The sequence below is a fragment of the Prevotella sp. E15-22 genome (assembly GCF_023204875.1).
Lineage (GTDB): Bacteria > Bacteroidota > Bacteroidia > Bacteroidales > Bacteroidaceae > Prevotella.
The window spans coordinates 1409642-1427662 of record NZ_CP096247.1; the positions used below are offsets into that span (position 1 = coordinate 1409642).

The window sequence follows — 18021 nt, forward strand, 5'->3', positions numbered from 1 at the left end:
TTTTTATATAAAAGATGGAAGGAGAATCTCTTTTTCTCGTTATTATTTCCCTTTATTCCTTTTTCAACCAAAGGCATAGCGGTCGACGATCTGTTTCACGATTCTAAGGTTCTCAGGGTCATGTACCATCTGCATGTGGACAGAATTTACAAAAGTGATTGGCATGTCAGGCTGTGCTTCTTTCCAATTTGCCTTGTTGACGGGGAAATGAGCAATCGCCTCTTCACGGGTCTGCCCTGGCGCATCTTCAAAATCTGTACACATAATCAGATGTGCAGGACCCGAATAATGACGTTGAATGAAAGAACCAGAGAGGGTGTGTAAGACATGATTACGGAACTTAACTACATCTTCTGAGATACCAGGCTCAACAACCATACCGCCCCAATCAGCGCCATATTTCGACCTGCCTGCAAAACCATCGATAATGATGGCTGAAGGACGAGCAATGTTCTCTTTATCAAGTTCCACAGCCAGACGAAGAGCCATGTCTCCACCCAGACAAAGACCTGTGGTCAAAATTGGCGTGGTGCGGTCTTTTAGAATGGGACGGAGTATTCGCGCATACTCTGCCATCAGCGCATCCATGTCTATGGGGAAATCGGGATTAAGTGAATAGAATTCGCTGGCAGTCTCAATCACGAGAATGGTGTATTGGTCCTTGAATACACGATGGAGATTCATGTAGAACGCCTCGAAATAGGGGGTGCCAGAACAAACGATGAGCAGAGGTTTATGACGATTGTCTGGCGTAGAGAAATAGATGACCCTGCCATCTATCTGTTCCTGTGTCAGCGGTTCTTTGTTTGACTCCATAAAGTCTGTCAGTTTTCGGATGGTCTTGCAATGATAGACATCGGCGGCGTGTATCTGATAGCCACGTGCCTGCATCAGACTGACATACTCAAGAATCTGCAGTGAGTTCATTCCGATTTCTTCCATGAGATTTGCATTGACATCGATGTCCTCGGCTTCGATGCCGACAATTGTAGAGATTGCAAAACGACAACGACGTTCCACCTCTAGCAACTCTTCGTTGTTATCACCTCCAGTAGTACACGGTTGAGGTTCTGGCAAGCGGGTACGATCTATCTTTCCGTTATGCGTTAGGGGGAAGTGGTCAGAAAAACTCCAATAGGCAGGTATCATGTAGGCGGACAGTTTTTCTGAAAGCCAGGTGCGTAGGCCGGCAGCAGTCAACAGACTGTTTGCTGTTTCTATATGAGCTACCAACTGATTAGTATCACCCATCTGTCGAACTTCAACCACACATTGCTGCACATCGGGGTGATTTTGAAGGGTATTCTCGATTTCTGCCAACTCAATACGATAACCACGTAACTTAATTTGGAAGTCCTTTCGCCCCATAAAATAAAGCAACCCGTCAGCTTTGCGACACACCATATCGCCAGTGGCGTAGAGACGTGTGTTAATGTCTTGCTTTAGGTCGATCTTGTTGGCAAAGGGATTAGTGATGAAACACTTCTCATTGAGTTCAGGACGGTTATGATAGCCTGAAGCCAGTTGCAGACCGCCAAGATATAGTTCACCAACAACACCATCAGGCACGAGGTTGTGGTCATCATCGAGAACATAGCAGGTTACACCTTGCAGGGGCTTGCCGATACAGTTGGAATCCTGCGTTGTGTCCTGACTGTAGGTGTGGCTGGTACTACAAACGGTATTTTCCGTAGGACCATAGCCGTTAATGAATCGGATGTTGCGATAGCGGGAGATGATTTCCTGACTGGGCGACTCGCCTCCAACGAGGATGGTCTTGAGCGAGGACGTAGGATCCTTATGGCAAGAATGCAGGAATGCAGGAGGAATGCATGCCCAGGTAATCTGTTCCTCTTCCATCAGTTGGAACAAGCGCTCAGGGTCTTTCTTCATGGATTCTGGAGCCGTTATCAGAGTGGCACCTGTGAGCAGAGTACAGAAAATATCAATGACGGAAGCATCAAAGATATAGGTAGAGAACTGAATGATGCGATCATCAGCCGTGGGACAATAGACGCCTAGTGCGCCTGTCGTTACCATCGAAACTACGCTACCATGAGGCACAATAACACCTTTTGGTTGACCTGTCGTACCAGACGTATAAATCATGTAGGCTGGCGTAGATGGTGTTATCTCAGGATGTGACATGATGTTGGTTTCACCCTCCAACATGTCTTCCATGTAATAGATGTGAACCGATGGAACCAGTCCCTCAATATCCTTCTGCATATTTCGTGTTGTCACGATGCGCTGCATACCACTATCTGTCATGATATGACGCAGGCGTTCCTTGGGATAGGAGTCGTTGAGTGGCACGTAGAAACATCCAGCACGGACAATGCCCAGAATGGTGGCAAGAGATTGGGAAGAACGCTCGCAATAGATGCCTACAGCCCCCTGAGGGAGTCCGTCAGACATCAGGGCTGCTGCCAAATGACAAGAGACTTCGTTGAGCTGTTGGTAGGTATAACTGCCAATCTCGTCTTTCAGGGCCAGATGGTTAGGATATTGTTCTACCTGACGAAGGAAAACATCAATGATAGTCTCTTTGGGCATTGAAAGTGGAGAAAGTGTGTTAAGGCTCACTTGTCTATCATATTCAGACTTGTCAATCATTGAAACTGACCTCAGCGTGTGCTGATCGTTATCATTGATGATGTTTTGTAGCAATGCCAAATAGCAGCGATTCAGTAATTCCACATCCTTCTGCTCGGCCATAGACTGCCTATAGAGCCATCTGCATTGAAGATCCTGCTCATTGCTATCAATTGTCAGTGTCAGTGGAGCCAACTGATAAGGTAGATTAACACCGATATTGGTCTCATAGCGCTTTTCCTCTAACGTAAAATTGAAAGAGGGTAACTTCACAAGTGCATAGGGATGGGTTGCAGCCTCGCAGATATCTTTCATCGTATGACTGCACAGCTCACAGAAAGTTAGGTCAAATAGAGAGCTTTCAAACTTCAAAGGATATGGATGAACGTAGTATCCCACTATATCGAAATCAGTAGATGATAATCGACCAGAAGAAGGATAACCTATCGTGAATTGTTGCTGTCGGGAGATGCGACTGATAATAAGCATGAATGCCGATGACAAGAAAGAGAACAGCGTGACATGGTGTCGCGAACAATACTGCTGGATGGCTTCTGATAAAGCAGCATCCATACGGGTACAAACGCATCCCGTAGCATAATCTGTATTGTCGGAATCTGTATTGAAACCTTGTAACTTCAAATCTGGAATATCCTGCAGATAGTGATCCCAATACTGTTTGCTGTCTGTCCCCAAAGAGCTTTGTTCCTTCTCGTAGGTGTCAAAAACATAGTTGGCAAAACTGCCCGTCACAGTAACTTCTTTCTTTTCGTACAAGGCATAGAGTTGCTTGCTTAGTTTGTCGAGCGACCATCCATCGGAAATGAGATGATGAGTATAGACAGCAAGCAGATAGCGTCCGTCGGCATCATGGTAGAGTTCAATAAAATAGAGTGGTCCGTTCTTTAAGTCATACGGACGTGACAGACGTTCTGTGACTAATATTCTTGCAGCCTCATCATCGGCAATACTGTATTCAGGAATATCGGTCAATGTCTCAACGTCGTTAACTCTCATATAATACTTTCCTGTGCTATCCGTATAGAATGTCGCACGAAAAGCATCCTGAATCTGTATAAGTTTGTTCCATGCCGTTAAGAGTCGCTCTTTGTTCAGCGACACCCCAAAGGGAATCAGCTCTACGAGATTGTATGCCAACGATGCTTGTTGATTGAGTTGGCAATGCACATAGACATTCTGAAGATAGTAGGATAGGGGAACAGCCTTGAGGTCTATAGCCTGGGATGAGGACGATATGTTATTTCCTCTTTGTACAGCTGAACCAATGAATGCTGCCAACTGACGTAGTTTCAGATGGGAATAGACAGCCTCGATGGTTATATGGATATTAAATTTCTCTCGTATCTGTTCCGTCATCAATATGATAGAGATGGAATCACCGCCCACTCCGATAAAATCACTATCAGAATCGAATGGTGTGGCATCGCCTAATATGTGGTGCCAGATGGCAGCAATCTTACGTTCTACATCTCCGCAAACATCATCTTGCAGTTGCTCAGAAGGTATCATTGCTGCTAAGGCTTGAAAGTCGGCCTTGCCATTGATGGTCTTGGGAATAGCCTCTACCTCGATGATACGGGATGGAATCATGTAATGCGGAAGTTTGCCTTTCAGTTCTTCGCGCAGCTGAGCTGGATTAAATGGTGTTACTGAGGCTTTTACAAAAGCACGAAGATACTTCTGACCGCCTTGTTCTACGGCTTCTACGGTAGCAGATTCTACTGACTCACACTTTTCTAAAGCCGTTTTTACTTCACCCAGCTCAATACGAAAACCACGTATCTTTACCTGACTATCCTTGCGTCCGCAATAGATGATATGTCCGTTAGGCTGCTGATAAACCAAATCGCCACTGGCATAAAGGATAGGGGCGGAAGGATTCTGGTCGGCATAGGGATTAGCAACAAATTTCTGCTTATTTAGCTCTTCGTTGTTCAGATAGCCGCCAGACAGTTGTATACCGCCGATATAGAGTTCACCGCGTTCACCCTGTGGAATCTGGTGTAGATGTTCATCCAATATGTAACAGCTGACACCTTGAAAAGGCATGCCGATATCGTTGGCGGGTCCATCGGGCGTCATGATGCCAGCAACAGTAACTACCGTGGTCTCAGTAGGACCGTATGCATTAATCACCTTGCAGAGCTTCTGCCATTTACGAATCAGAGGCTCTGGGCACGATTCACCTGCAACAGTTAGATATTTCAGATGAGGGTAGTGATTGAACGGAACAACAGACAGATGTGTTGGTGTGATACTGAATGTTGTTATGGGTCGCTTTTCCAATAGTTCTGCAATCAATTGTGGATTATTTCTCTCCTGTTCGCTCAGGAAATAAACGGGAGTTCCCGTCATCATCGGACAGAAGATTTCCCAGATGGAGTAGTCGAAAACAATGCTGGCAAGACTCGTCTCAAGCGTGTTCTCTGCAGGAGGAATCAACTGCTGGCGTGCTTCAATGAGATTGCGCAACCCAGCCTGTGTGATGGGAGAACCTTTAGGCCTGCCTGTGGTGCCGGAAGTATAGATGACGTATGCGTAGGCATTCGACTGTACGGAAATGGGAGCAGGACTGACTGCTTTTAAAATAGACTCATTGATGGTTATCCATTGGATGTGGGGATACTTAGCTGAGAGAGTATTACTGTCTGTATCAGTCAGTATTACGCTAAGTTTACAATCATCCAGAATATAGTCAATACGTTCAGTGGATAATTTGGGGTCCATTGGAACATAGGCAAAACCGGCTTTCCAAATGCCAAGCATCATGGGAATCGTGTAAAAGGTGCGTGAAGAGTACAAACCAATAAAGGGACACTCCATTGGCGCCAGTCCACTTTCAATAATCAGTTGCGCTATCTTGTTCGAGAGAATATCCAACTCTTGGTATGTGGCGCTCTGTTTTCCGAAGATGAGTGCAATTTCAGATGTATGACGGTTTGCTATGTTTCTAAAGAGGTCTTTCATGCTTACAGATTATATTTGATAGAAGCTAATACGGTACGTCCGGGATTGTACCAAGGCATTGCAATCAGGGTTGCTCCTGACATATATGTGGTTTTGTCTAATACGTTTTCACAATCTAATTGTATGGTCATGTGCTTACCCAACAGATAACGGGCACCTAGGTCGAAGACGGTATTGCCAGAACATTCGTTGTCGTCATTCCCAGGAATCTGAACATAAAACTTACTGTTGATCTTGGTATTTGCCGTTAGCCAGAGATGGTGATTAGTTTTTGCCAATACATCATACATCAACTGTATATTGTTGATAAAGTCGGGTACAGCATAGATATGATGATCTCTGAAAGGATAGTCTTTGGCATGCAGTAGACGCGTGTGGCTGGACGTTAAGTTCGCCTTTATTCGTTTGCTATTGTAGTGTAGGCTGCACTCAGCACCAATGGTTTCCAATCTACCAGAATTACGATACTTGGCATCTTCAATTCCTGCGTCAGGAACAGAATACATGATATCAGAGAATCTGTTGTAGAACAGGTTGACGTCATAGGTAAGATTGATGGGTAAGATGTCTCCCATGACATTAAACTGTATGGCATTCAGGTATTCTGGTTTCAAATCAACGCTACCCTTATAGGTATTGTCGGTGTTCAAACGATAAAAATAAGGCGCATCAACGAAAGAGCGAGAATAAGACAATTTCATGCTCAGTTCTCTCGATGGTGTGTAGATGAATGCCAAACGAGGCGACAAGGCATTGATGCGGGCACCATTAGCGCGATATTTACTGTCGAATCGTATGCCTGCATTCAAGATGAGTTTCGATGTAAAATAATGCTTGCCTTGCATAAAGAATGAGATGTTGTTCTCATGTCCTGTCTTAATAGTATTGTTCTTTTCTGCAAAGAAAAGTTCAACGCCATCATAGTTTCTACCTACTAATCCATAGGTATCATACAAGGAGAAATTCTCAAACTGAATACCAGCCAAGAAGTTACCTTTCATTTTACCTATGGTGTAATTATAGTCGCCTCTTACTGATGCACCGATGGTCATTTCTTTCCAGTCATAAATCTGGTATGCACCATCCCAAAGTGTATAAATCTCGTTTCCTTGCTCATCTTTCTTTGGAGAACCATCCTCGTTAAACTCATTATAGTACATTGCATCGGAAGCAACACTATAGTCACTAATACTATACCAGTCGCCATAAATAGAAGCATTTAGAGAAAAATCACCAAACGTCTTGCTGTAATTCAAGTCAGCATGGTTTTCCTCAATACTATAGCCTGGCTTCTGACCATCAAACCAGCGGTAGGAATCGTAGTCATATGCATGAGCCAACACCGAATACTGTTGTGTCTTCTTACCGCTTTTACGTGAGAACATTAGGTTGAAGTCGTTTAGTTTGATGTTTACGCCAATGTCGTATGAAGGCTTTTCTGTGTATTTGTTGATATGAGCATAACCACCATAAGTAGATGGAGGGCCTGCTACTCTGTAAATATCCAAAGACTGATCCAGTTCAGCAGAAAGATAACGATCTTCACCAGCAGAACTATATAGAGATGCCCAGGCAAATACATCGCAATTCATAAAATGCGTTCCAGCCAGTAAGTCTGCTTTGTGTGTGTGCAGAGAACCATAGCCATATTGAGCCGAGAGACCATTAACACTGGTGCCATCCTTCGTGATGATATTGACCACAGCGGTAAGAGCCACATTGCCATAAAGAGATGAGGCCGGACCTCGAAGCACCTCTATATGGTCTATCTTCTGGGTGTTGATAGCATAGTCGGTGCGTCCTAGGTTAGTAGAACGTGTATTCATTCGATGACCATTCTCCATGATAAGGATATTCTCCTGACTACTGGTATAGGCGCCATGTATGGCGATGTTGTCGAGATTCGAAGAGGCTACTTCTGAGACACCAGGGATATATGCAGCAAGAATCTGATTGAGGTTCTTGTTATAGCCCAGCATTTCAATCATCTCAGATGTAATAATCGTTACAGGAACAGGCGCCTCGTTGACACTTTCTGCCTGACTAGATGCAGTCGTCACTGTTGCAGAACGTCCAGTCTTCAGACGTCTAATCAAATCTTCAAAACGTACTGGGTCTTGAATGGAAGTGTAGTAGGGATTTTCATGAAGCAAAAGTTTTGCATAGTTCTCTGATTGTGATGTGTTATCTTGTGCCATATAACAAAGCGCAATCAAACGATAGGCATTTTGCTTCAGATTGCCATCAAATCCATTGATGTTGGATTGTAATAAATCCAAAGCCTGTTCCAATCGCCCCACTTGATACTCTTCCTCCGCCTGCAAGTAGATTTGGCGAAATTCGTTGTTATCTTGAGCCTTTGTATGATGAGGCGCGAGTATAGCAACTATTATATATATAACAAGGTATAATCTATTCTTCATCTTTTTATTGGTATGGTGAGCGTAAATGTAGTACCCTTTCCTTCTGTTGACTCAAACGACAGTTTTCCTCCATGTTTGTTTTCTATGATGTCGCGAGTGATAGCCATTCCAAGTCCGGTACCTTGTCCAACGGGCTTGGTGGTAAAGAAGTTCTCAAAGAGACGTTGTTTCACTTCTTCTGTCATACCTTCACCATTGTCAGCCAGAGAGATAACAATCTGATTATTATTGAGTGTCACACTAACATTGACCTCTGGCTGATAGTCGGCAGGAGTTGACTCTGATTTCTTCCATACGGCATAGCAAGCGTTGTTCATCACGTTGAGGACTGCACGACTCAGATCCTGTGGAATAACCATAAACTTGGGCAATCCCTCCTGATAGTTCTCGTGGATGGCAATGTTGAAATTCTTGTTGTTGGCACGCATGGCATGATAGGACAGCCATATATATTCCTTCACCAGATGACATATGTCGGTGGGCAGGAATTCGTTGTCCTTGCCTCGCGAGATGAGTAGGATGCCTTGTATGATGCTGATGGCGCGTTCGCCATGCTCTACAATCTTTGCCATATTCTCTTTCAGGTCGGCTACGATATCTTCCACTTCCTCACGGTCATCGTCAGACAGCTTATCCTCGTTGTCCTCAACAATATCGGTCAGGTCGCCCAACAGCTTGTCTGATATCTTGCTGAAGTTGATGACAAAGTTCAGCGGGTTTTGAATTTCATGGGCTATGCCTGCACTGAGTAGTCCCAGCGATGCCAGTTTCTCCTGTTCCTTCAGTTTCTGTTGCAGGTCTTCCATTTGCTTCTCCATAGTCGTATCAATTTTGAAGAATTGGTAATGTGATTGTGAATTCTGTATAAACGTCCTTCTCTGACTTTACACTGATGTCACCGCTGAGGTTCTGAATAATCTCACGGCTTAGATACAGTCCTACACCAGCAGCCTCGCCAGTAGGTTTCGTGGTAAAGAAGGGGTCGAAAATCTTGTCTATGATAGTATCCTCGATACCAATACCATTATCGCGTATGGTAATAATATAATGGTCATCTGAGGTGCTGACGCTGACACGAACTTCTGGTGAGTACTGCTCGCGCTGTGCCTTCTTGACAACGGCATAGATGGCATTGCCCAGAATACTCATCATCGTCATACTCATCTGCTCAGGATTTCCCTTGATGTTAATAGTATCCATAGGAATGTTGAACGTGGTTTTGATGCCATATTTCTTGATGTCAGCGTCAAAATAGTTATGAACCATCTCCTCGTTCTGATGTAATACAGGAACAAAATCCATAGCGATGATGCCACCACTACGGTCTTTCAGCATCTCCTCCATAGCCTTCAGCGTGCGAGTAGTGTTCATACCATGCTGCTCCACCTTCTGCAGGTTCTGGTCTAGCATATCGATAACATCCATCGTGTCCTCAAAGGTATCCTGAGTCATGTGCTCTTCCTCTTCCTCAATGTTTGCCTTGAGGTCTTTCAATAGCCCACACGACAGTTTCGAGAAATTATTGATGTAGTTCATCGGGTTGAGAATACGATCAATAAGTCCTTGTGTCAACTTACCAGCCGTAGCCATCTTCTCCTGGCGAATTAGTTCGTGCTGTGTCTGAGCCAGTTCATCGAGTGCAGACTGTAAGCGTACAGATTTCTCTTCAATTTCATTCTTCTGTGCAATAACCTCCGATGTTCGTTCCTGCACTATGTTCTCCAATCTAACCTTTTCCTGCTCCAGATGGCGTAATCTTAATTTCGCAATGAAATAGACGATTAACACGATGAAAATGGTGTATATAACAACCATATACCACTTCATGTAGAATGGATAGCGTATGCTGAATTCTACGATTTTTGGGGCAGTATGACGTCCAAAGGCATCAATGGCTTGAACCTCAAAGACGTATTTTCCGTAGGCCAGGTTCTGAAAAGAGGCTATCGGACTAGTTGACCACGATGTCCAGGTTCCTCCATTAATGCGATATCTGTAGTGTGTCTCACCAACTAAGGTGGAGTAGGCTGTTGAGAACGATATGGAAATATTACGATTGTCGCTGTCAAAAGCAGGCAAACTCTCAGGTAATGTGCCGAATCCTCCCCATATAATGCTGTCATTGTTGAGTGCAATACTGCGGATAAAAAGTTCTGGCTTGGTGTCCATCGCGGCATCGTAGTAATTGTATCCAATAGAAATCAGTCCAAACTCACCGCCAAGCCATAGAAAACCATCCTGATGATATAACGCTTTGATAGCGTAATTGGATAGGGGAGCAATTACTTCGGCAAAGGTGTTTATTCGTTTGCCATCTTTTTGTGCATACAAGTGCTTGCCTTCATAGTTTGTAAGCCAAGTATATCCCATATCGTCGGAATTGGTGAATAAGGGATATATGGTGTCGGACGATGTTACAATGTTCACTTTATCATCCTTGATAATCATTGTTGCCACCGTCTGATTGTCTGATGTCAGTGAGAAACGGTCAGCGTTCTTTTCTCTTTTCCATACCTGACCATAAATGTCCTGAATCCAAAGACTTTGTTCGTTATCTATGTGAATATTCGTTGCTTTCTCAATATCTGCAATATGTGAAGGCTTTCCATTAGTATAAAGCATCACCTTGTTAAGCTCGCCACAATAGAACTTGTCGGGTGTTCCCATCACAGAGATAGCACTTTGGTTAGATAATTTTGTTGCAGGGCCATTGGCAGGAATGTTATAGACACCAAGTCCTGTGGCGACTAGTAACGAGTTTCCTGTTTGATAAAGTTGTGAGCAACCATTCCCGATTCCCTCTACGAGATTGAGATTATAGGCTTCGCATCTGTAAACACCATTTGTGGTGCTGACATATATGGTGGAATTTAGTTCCTTAATGTCAGTAATTTCACCCTTCAGTCCGTCTGCCGCTGTGAAGTGCGAGTATTTCGAAGGGATTGCTATGGTAAAAATTCCTTTGTTTGTGGCCCCCCATAGAGTACCATGTCCATCGTACGATATTTTGTTGATAGTGTTGTCGCAGAGTCCTTTGTCTTCTGTGAAATGACAAACCGTTTTGTTGTCTTTATCTATGATTCGCAGTCCGTTCGACTCTATTACTTCCACCTTGAGTCCATCGTTAAAAGTCAGTTTCTGCGAATCGCTATGTTCTTGATATTTAAGTTGGTTGGCCGATATTTCCTTTACAGTATTCCCATTCACTTGATATGCTTTTCCATTAGACATGCGGAAAGTAAGCACCCCATTAACCTCTTGAAGTTGGCTTACCTCACCATGCAGATTCTTAATATCAAGGGAATGTAGTCCAAGAATTCCTCTGTTATTCGTTTTAAGATATCCAAGAAAGTTATATCCGCCAGCCCAGATTTGGTCTTTCTTATCACAATAGAGCGAGGTGATACGTGTGATTCCTGGGGTGTGTATGATGTGCCAGTTAGCTCTGTCGTAGTATAGTAGTCCTTCGAAGTTTGCCACATACACAATGCCGTTCTGGTCAACATAGATGTCGTAGTTCACGTTATGCGCATGATAGTTCTCAGGCGTATAATTCTTGAGCAGTGGCAATACCTGTGAGCCAGACCTCATAGGTGCCATTAGTGTCAGAATCGTGATGACAATATATAGTCTTAGATGTCTCATAGGCCATTATTTAGATATGACTCATAGGGCATGTCTGCGAAATTACTTCCAATATAGAGGTCCCATTCATCCTTTGTAAATTTGCGTTTTAGGTTAGCACGCACTTTTTCTGCCATCATCTCGGCGGAGATGTCTGTATAGTTAATGTTTCCATGCTGGTCACCTGTCCATACATGTTTCCTGTCACTTGCTATGGTGAATGTGACAATCCATTGATTGGAATTCATCACTGTTATTGGATCAATCTTGTCTGCATTTGTCTTCCAGAACCTTACAGTGCCATCATAACTGGTAGAATACAGCAGGTCGTTTTCAAATTCCAGTCTTGAAACCCTGGAACGATGTCCCACTAAACGGTGCATCTTTCCAGATGGTTCAAAATAATAGATTGATCCATCAATAGTTCCGTATGCCTTAGCTCCTGTACTTGTGTCATAGTTGTATGCTGTAACTGTTTGACTGAAAGGCAGTTTCGATTTCGTTATCTTGTCCAATTGCGTGTCCACGATATACATACCACCTTTGTTGTCAAATAAAAATATGTGTGTTGGGTCTTCGCCAGCAGTTTTTGCTTCAAAGTCCAGGCGCAACATTTTTATTGGGCGTAGGGTAGAGGCATCTAGCAGGTGTATACTTTTCTCTGCAACGACAATGATTTGGTCTTGTTTCTTTTGGAAGATTCTGAGGGGATGATATGCTCCATCAACAAGAACCTCTTGCACGTTGTTACCTTTGCCTTTCAGCAAATGTCCTGTATGACTAACGATGTAGTAGTTGCTGCCAATAAAAATAACGTCACGTAAGTCATATTTGTTATCAGAGAATAGCGTCCTGGTTTGCTGGCGTCCATTCTTAATCTCGTTATAAGTCACCTCACCATAATTAGTGATGGCAATGATGGTGTTCTCTGTGGTAGGTACCTTTTTCGTCTGTATGATTGTTCCTCGGCCAACAGACCATTGTACGTTGTTTTTGCTTGTCAGCGCCAACGATTCGTAGATGGCTGGGTTGTATACATCACCAAGATAGCGATTGGTATAAGTATATGATGCGTAGGCCAATAGAGCAGCCAATTCTGTGTTGCCAGTATTATGCTGGATAGTTGCTCTGGAACCAAGGTTACGGGCCAGGGCGAGGAAACTCAGTGTGTCGGCCACTCTTCGCGAATATTCTGCGTCAAGTAGTCTTTGTACGGCAAGAGCACGCTGTGTTTCTGCAATGCCAGAAGCCTCGATAGCTTTACTCTCTGATAGTCTGGCAGCTCGCTCTGCTTCTTGGGCTTTATGCTGTTCAAGCTCTGCCTTTTGTCGCATGTCGTTAGCAATATTTTTCTGCTCGATAGCCTCCTTGCGTTGCTGATCACTGATATATTGCTGTTCTTTGGCAATCTCCTCCATCTGGCTGCTGATACGCTGCACGATAAACGATTGCCTCTCCTTTTTCGAGAGTTGTGCAAGTTGTGTTTCCAGATTTTCACCCTTGCTTCTTTCGCGCTGGTACATAGTGTAGCCCAAGATGCATCCAACACCTAGTATTCCTGTGACTATGCTCCATGTGATATTTCTTCTGAGCGATGCTTTCACTGGATTTCCCTTTTATTGTTATACATTATAGTCTCTTCATGGTGAGGATGGTGATGTCATCGCTCTGTGGCGCATCACCTGTGAATCCCTTTACATCAGCAAGAATATCGTTAATCAGTTCTTTGCAGTCGTTAGACGCTGCTGTTTCAAGAATATTTATAAAGCGTTTATCACCATATTCTTCAAAACTAGTGTTTACGGCTTCGTTAACCCCATCTGTAAACATTACTAATGTGTCCCCTTGGTTGAGTTGTATCTTTCCCTCCTCAAAGTTAAGTCCCTCAATGGCGCCTATCATACAGTTGCCGCTTAAGGGAAGACAATCCACATGTTTGTCAGCATGAATAATATAGGGAGAATTATGTCCAGCATTACAATATTCTATCTGTCCAGTATGTATGTTGAAGATGGCATAGAACACTGTGACAAACATACAATTGACAGACTCCTTGCAAAGCAGTTCGTTTGCCTGTCTGATAGTGTCTGAAGGCGTATTTCCTTGCATGCCAATGGCTCTGATAAGGGTTCGGCTCACGGCCATGAAAATGGCTGCAGGTACGCCTTTGCCGCTGACATCGGCCATCACTAATCCAATTCTTTCGTTGTCGATGCGGAAGAAATCATAGAAATCGCCACCCACATCCTTTGCAGGCGTCATGGATGCGGCTAAGTCAATGACCTTTTCAAACTCAGGGAAAGGAGGAAATACGCGTGGCAAAATGGCCTGCTGAATTTCTCCTGCTACTGCCAAATCGGTCTTAAGCGATTCCAGTTGCGTGTGCTCACGCTGTGTCTTCTTAATATAGTCAATTTGCTCTATAGCTTTTTCGATGGTTACGCTTAAGTCGTCTAGGTCAATGGGCTTGGTAGCAAAATCGAAAGCACCATTGTTCATGGCCTGACGAATGTTCCCCATGTCACCATAGGCAGAAACCATGATGCATTTCATGGCAGGATTCTGCATCTCGTTGATCTTGGTGAGAAGCGTTAATCCGTCCATTTCAGGCATGTTTATGTCACTAAGAATAATGTCGAAATCCTTGTGTTGAAGCATCATGGTTAATGCTTCAATGCCATTGTGGGCGAAATGGAATTCATATTCTCCTTTTCTTATTTTTCTTCTGAAGTACTGAGTTAATAGCAGTTCCAGATCGTTCTCGTCGTCTACACTAAGTATTTTTATTGGCATATTGTTGGTGGAATGTTAAATTTATGTTGGCAAAATTAATATAAAAAGCTGAAACAACCAAATAAATACTTAATTTTTCTTTATTTGGTTGTTTCGCTTGTTTCTTTCCTTTATGAGAATAAAACTGTCAGTCCTGCCATCACAATACTCACCATTGACATGAGCTTGATGAGAATATTAAGAGAAGGGCCGGAGGTGTCTTTGAAGGGATCTCCTACTGTATCGCCTACAATGGTGGCTTTATGGGCAAAAGAACCTTTGCCGCCGAAGTTACCTTCCTCTACCATCTTCTTTGCATTGTCCCAGGCTCCTCCTGCGTTGGCCATAAATACGGCTAAGGTGAATCCGCTTGACAGACCACCTACAAGAAGTCCCAGTACGCCAGCAATGCCCAGAACACAGCCCACAATGATGGGAATGGCAATGGCTAAGAGTGAAGGGAGAATCATCTCATGCTGAGCCGCGCGTGTGGATATTTCAACACATGAGCCATAGTCGGGTGTTCCTGTTCCTTCAAGAATTCCTTTGATTTCTCGGAATTGGCGTCGAACTTCTTCCACCATTTTCTGAGCAGCACGACCTACAGCTTCCATCGTTAGGCCGCAGAACAAGAATGCGGCCATGGCACCGATGAATGCGCCTACCAATACACGAGGGTTCATCAGATTAATTTGGAAAAAGTTCATAAAGTCGGGAATGGTGGCATTGATGGCATCTATTTCGTCACCTGCCAAATTCACTATATAACTGCCAGAGCGATGCATGGCAATCTTCACCTCTTCTATATATGAGGCCAATAGCGCCAGTGCCGTTAGGGCGGCAGAGCCAATAGCAAATCCCTTGCCGGTGGCCGCCGTTGTGTTGCCAAGCGCATCAAGCGCATCTGTGCGATGTCGAACCTCTTCGCCCAGTTCGCTCATCTCAGCATTACCACCAGCATTATCTGCAATGGGCCCGTAGGCGTCGGTTGCCAGTGTGATGCCTAATGTTGAAAGCATGCCAACGGCAGCAATGCCAATTCCGTAAAGTCCTCGTGACAGGGCATCAGCATTCATTTCGAGTTCGAACCCATTGGCAAATAGATAGCTAAGCATGATGGCAACACCAATTGTTACCACAGGGATACAGGTAGACATCATGCCCGTGCCAATACCTTTGATGATGACGGTGGCCGAACCTGTGAGTCCTGCTTCGGATATCTTTTGTGTAGGCTTATACGAATGGGATGTGTAGTATTCCGTTGCCTGACCGATAATGATGCCTGCAGTCAGACCAGTGATAACCGAGAAAGACAATCCAAGCCAATTGTCTATCTGAAGCAAATATAATATGCCAAAAGTGGCAATGGCAATAAATGCTGCTGATACGTTTGTTCCCAATGAAAGCGAACGAAGTAGATCGCGCATCGTTGCGCCTTCTTTGGTCTTGACAAGATAGATGCCAAGAATACTGAGAAAGACACCTGCGGCAGCAATGAGCATAGGAGCTATGACGGCTTTTAGTTGCATATCGCCAGAAGCGGCGAATGCTACAGCTCCCAATGCGGCTGTTGACAGTATGGAGCCGCAGTAACTCTCATATAGGTCGGCACCCATGCCAGCCACATCGCCCACGTTATCGCCCACGTTATCGGCTATTGTTGCAGGGTTTCGTGGGTCGTCCTCAGGAATGTCGGCCTCAACTTTTCCTACAATATCGGCGCCAACATCGGCTGCCTTTGTATATATTCCACCGCCAACACGTGCAAATAGTGCCTGCGTAGATGCACCCATACCAAATGTCAACATGGTTGTTGTGATGGAAATGAGTCCGTCGGCATCAAATAAGTTTAATACTAGAAACCATGCCGCGATGTCTAAAAGTCCCAATCCAACAACGGTTAGTCCCATTACAGCACCACTGCGAAAGGCTATCTTCAGTCCGCTGTCCAGACTCTGGCGTGCAGCGTTGGCTGTTCTTGCCGATGCATAGGTCGCCGTCTTCATGCCAAAGAAACCTGCAAGTCCGCTAAAGAAGCCGCCCGTCAGGAAAGCAAAAGGCACCCATGGGTTTTGAACTCCAAAGCCATAGGCCATGATTGAGAAGATGATGGCCAGGATGATAAAGACAATAAGTACTACCTTGTACTGCTGCTTCAGATAAGCCATAGCGCCACGACGCACATGACCAGCAATTTCAATCATGCGAGGCGTGCCTTCATTGGCTTGCATCATACTACGGAAAAATGCCCATGCCATTAGCAAGGCGGTAACAGAGGCTACGGGAACGAGCCAGAATTCAAAAGGAATGGTCATAGTTTTATGTTTTAAGTTATTGTAATCTGCGTGCAAATATACAAAATTATTCTTAATGTGTTGCAGAATTGCGATAAAATATTTGTAACTTTGCAAACAAAAGAATAATCTGAATGATATTACACGTTTTTAATCCGGAACACGACATTGCACTTGCATCTAATCTAAGTAATTTTACGGCGCCACACGCTGGGCGTCAATTGCGTTATGACTTAGGCTTTCTGCCGGCTTTATGGGCTCAGGAAGGTGATGCAGTATTGGTGGAAAACCCTGAACGTGCATCATTCGATTATCTCCGACTTGTTCAGTCTCTCAAGCGTCAATTGGGCGAAACAACGTGTTTCCCCTATGGAAACAACTTGTTTCTACAAAGGAAACAACTTGTTTCTACAAAGGAAACAACTTGTTTCTATAAAGGAAACAAAGTGTTTCCTATATGCCAACAGGTTGAAACACGCAATGAACTAGATAAAATCCTACCTTGGGGCTGGGATAAAGCGCTGAAATTTCAGTTGAAGAAGAGTGGGGTGGACGATGTCTTGTTGCCTTCTGACGAGCAATTGAATGATATTCGAAATCTTTCTCATCGCAGAACATCTGCAAAACTTCTGCCGATGTTGCGCCAAGAAGGAACCATAGGCGAGTCGTTCGAGTGTGTTACAGACCTCGAGATTGAAGAACTTCTGCGCCAATACGGCCGTCTGGTGATAAAGGCTCCCTGGTCGTCGAGTGGGCGAGGCTTGCGCTTTTTGGATTCAGAGCGTGCTCCACTGTCTATGCATGCTGGATGGATAAAGAATGTCCTTGCGGCGCAGGGGAGTGTGATGGCCGAACCTTTCTATAACAAAGCGAAGGATTTTGGTATGGAATTCATGTGCCATGCTGACGGCAAGATTAGTTACGAAGGCCTTTCTTTGTTTCATACAGCTAATGGTGCGTATATTGGTAACATATTGGCTACAGAGAATAGAAAACAAGAGATGATAAGTCATTATGTATCAATCGAATTACTTGAAAGTACAAAACAAATAGTTTGTGGTTGTCTTCCAACTATTCTGGGTGGAAAATATGTTGGCCCGTTTGGCATTGACATGATGATTGCCGACGGAAAGTTGCATCCGTGCGTAGAGATTAATATGCGTCGTACGATGGGACATGTGGCTCTGGCTATGTCGCCAAAAGATGATGATTTGGTTCGGGTTATGCGTATTGAGTATTCGGATGGAACATATAAAATGAAGATTCAACGCCCATAGTCCACATTATTATATTATAGTTTTTGGTTTGTATAATCCGTGTGGTGT

At 44.1% G+C, this 18021-nt stretch carries 8 protein-coding genes; 1 reads left to right on the forward strand and 7 read right to left on the reverse strand.

What is annotated here, in order from left to right:
• Positions 1 to 63 precede the first annotated feature (63 nt).
• The 7 genes from M1D30_RS05670 to M1D30_RS05700 all read right to left on the reverse strand — a co-directional run bounded on the left by M1D30_RS05670 (position 64) and on the right by M1D30_RS05700 (position 16717).
• Positions 64 to 5583 (reverse strand): non-ribosomal peptide synthetase, encoded by a 5520-nt coding sequence (locus M1D30_RS05670; protein ID WP_248507208.1) that lies wholly within the window; start codon positions 5581 to 5583, stop codon positions 64 to 66.
• A 2-nt stretch (positions 5584 to 5585) separates the two neighbouring features.
• Positions 5586 to 8006 (reverse strand): TonB-dependent siderophore receptor, encoded by a 2421-nt coding sequence (locus M1D30_RS05675; RefSeq protein WP_248507210.1) that lies wholly within the window; start codon positions 8004 to 8006, stop codon positions 5586 to 5588.
• Entirely contained in the window at positions 8003 to 8824 is an 822-nt protein-coding gene (locus tag M1D30_RS05680; RefSeq protein ID WP_248507212.1) for a sensor histidine kinase, read from the reverse strand. The genes M1D30_RS05675 and M1D30_RS05680 overlap by 4 nt, the downstream gene beginning before the upstream one ends.
• Before the next feature lie 7 nt (positions 8825 to 8831).
• On the reverse strand, positions 8832 to 11651 hold the full coding sequence (locus M1D30_RS05685; RefSeq protein ID WP_248507214.1) for an ATP-binding protein: 2820 nt from the start codon (positions 11649 to 11651) through the stop codon (positions 8832 to 8834).
• Positions 11648 to 13234 (reverse strand): hypothetical protein, encoded by a 1587-nt coding sequence (locus M1D30_RS05690; protein WP_248507216.1) that lies wholly within the window; start codon positions 13232 to 13234, stop codon positions 11648 to 11650. Before M1D30_RS05690 ends, M1D30_RS05685 begins: the two co-directional genes overlap by 4 nt.
• 25 nt (positions 13235 to 13259) lie before the next feature.
• Complete coding sequence (locus M1D30_RS05695) at positions 13260 to 14423, reverse strand: PP2C family protein-serine/threonine phosphatase (RefSeq protein ID WP_248507217.1); 1164 nt, start codon at positions 14421 to 14423, stop codon at positions 13260 to 13262.
• A gap of 110 nt (positions 14424 to 14533) precedes the next feature.
• Complete coding sequence (locus M1D30_RS05700; protein ID WP_248507219.1) at positions 14534 to 16717, reverse strand: sodium-translocating pyrophosphatase; 2184 nt, start codon at positions 16715 to 16717, stop codon at positions 14534 to 14536.
• A gap of 113 nt (positions 16718 to 16830) precedes the next feature.
• Here M1D30_RS05700 and M1D30_RS05705 point away from each other — a divergent pair, with 113 nt between their 5' ends.
• On the forward strand, positions 16831 to 17973 hold the full coding sequence (locus M1D30_RS05705) for a hypothetical protein (protein ID WP_248507221.1): 1143 nt from the start codon (positions 16831 to 16833) through the stop codon (positions 17971 to 17973).
• Positions 17974 to 18021 lie beyond the last annotated feature (48 nt).